Source organism: Pseudomonas fluorescens (assembly GCF_902497745.1).
Lineage (GTDB): Bacteria > Pseudomonadota > Gammaproteobacteria > Pseudomonadales > Pseudomonadaceae > Aquipseudomonas > Aquipseudomonas fluorescens_BM.
The window spans coordinates 1-1,627 of the sequence record NZ_CABVHJ010000064.1 but is presented as its reverse complement, the minus strand read 5'-3'; the positions used below and the strand labels follow the sequence as shown (position 1 = coordinate 1,627).

The 1,627-nt window shown below is 61.3% G+C and carries 1 protein-coding gene and 1 pseudogene; both read left to right on the top strand.

Features of this window, described 5'->3' with window-relative positions:
* Positions 1-135 precede the first annotated feature (135 nt).
* On the top strand, positions 136-1,284 hold the full coding sequence (locus tag F8N44_RS31200) for an iron-containing alcohol dehydrogenase (protein WP_150651628.1): 1,149 nt from the start codon (positions 136-138) through the stop codon (positions 1,282-1,284).
* Between the two features lie 114 nt (positions 1,285-1,398).
* Positions 1,399-1,627, top strand: a pseudogene (locus F8N44_RS31195) (ribulose-phosphate 3-epimerase); the annotation flags it as partial.

The window sequence follows — 1,627 nt, the reverse complement described above, 5'->3', positions numbered from 1 at the left end:
CCCTCCGGGAGAGGGCTAGGGTGAGGGGCTGTTGATCTTGCGCTCGATGAGTCATTCACCACCTGAATAGCAGACAACCCCAAATCCCCAGCTAATCTTGTGCCCAGCTCCCACATCTATAAGAGGCTGCGCACGATGAGTCTGTCCCAGTTCAAAATCGCTCATAAACTGATCACCGGCGCTGCCGCCATCGAACAACTGGCCGCCGAACTCACACGCCTGGATATCGACAATCCGCTGATTGTCACCGATGCCGCGCTGGTCAAATCCGGCACGGTGGAGCTGGCGCTGGTGCAACTCGGCGGGCGCGATTACGAAATTTTCGACCGCGTACTGCCGGACCCGGAAATCGCCATCGTCGAAGACTGCATGCGCGTTTACCGCGAAGGCGGGCATGACGGTTTGATCGGCCTCGGTGGCGGCAGCGCCATCGACATCGCCAAGAGTGTCGCTGCGTATGCCGGTTACCACGGCGCACTGGAAGATCTGTTCGGTGTTGACCAGGTGCCACGCAAAGGCCCGCCGCTGATCGCCATTCCGACCACCGCCGGCACCGGTTCCGAAGTGACCAACGTCGCGATCCTTTCCGACAAAGTCGCGCAGTTGAAGAAAGGCATCGTCAGCGACTTTCTATTACCGGATGTCGCGCTGGTCAGCCCGCAGATGACTCTGACCTGCCCACGCAGCGTCACCGCAGCCAGTGGCGTCGACGCCTTGGTGCACGCCATCGAATCCTACCTGTCGGTGAATGCCTCGCCGATCACCGATTCGCTGGCCCTCGGCGCCATCAAGCTGATCGCCAAAGCCCTGCCCAAGGCCTACGCCAACGGCGCCAACCTGCAAGCGCGCGAAGACATGGCCACCGCCAGCCTGATGGCCGGTATGGCGTTCGGCAATGCCGGGGTCGGCGCGGTGCATGCGCTGGCCTATCCGCTGGGCGGGCGCTTCAACATTGCCCATGGCGTCAGCAATGCCTTGCTGCTGCCGTATGTCATGACCTGGAACAAGATGGCCTGCGTCGAGCGGATGCAGGATATCGCCGAAGCCATGGGGGTGAAGACCGCTCATCTGAGTGCAGCCGAAGCGGCAGACAAAGCTGTGCAAGCGATGACCGATCTGTGCGCAGCGGTAGAAATTCCTGCCGGCCTGCGCAGTTTCGGTGTCCCGGAAGACGCAATCCCGGCGATGGCCGTGGAAGCGGCGGGGATCGAGCGTCTGATGCGCAACAACCCGCGCAAACTCAGCGCTGTGGACATCGAGAAGATCTACCGCGCGGCTTATTGAGTCAGCGCCGGTCCTCCGTCATGGCACAACCCAATCATCGCGGTCACGGTGCGCGCTTGGAAACTTGAGGTATACAATGCGCGCCATCGTGATTTAGCTCAGAAAAGGTGCGTCATGCAGCCCTTCGTAATTGCTCCGTCGATTCTCTCCGCCGACTTCGCCCGCCTCGGCGAGGAAGTAGACAACGTTCTCGCCGCTGGCGCCGACTTCGTCCACTTCGACGTCATGGACAACCACTACGTGCCTAACCTGACCATCGGTCCGATGGTCTGCGCGGCATTGCGCAAGTACGGCATTACCGCGCCGATCGACGCGCACCTGATGGTCAGCCCGGTGGATCGCA

Excerpts from the sequence above, each read along its gene's own strand:
- F8N44_RS31200 (WP_150651628.1), top strand. The coding sequence starts at position 136 with ATGAGTCTGTCCCAGTTCAAAATCGCTCATAAACTGATCACCGGCGCT.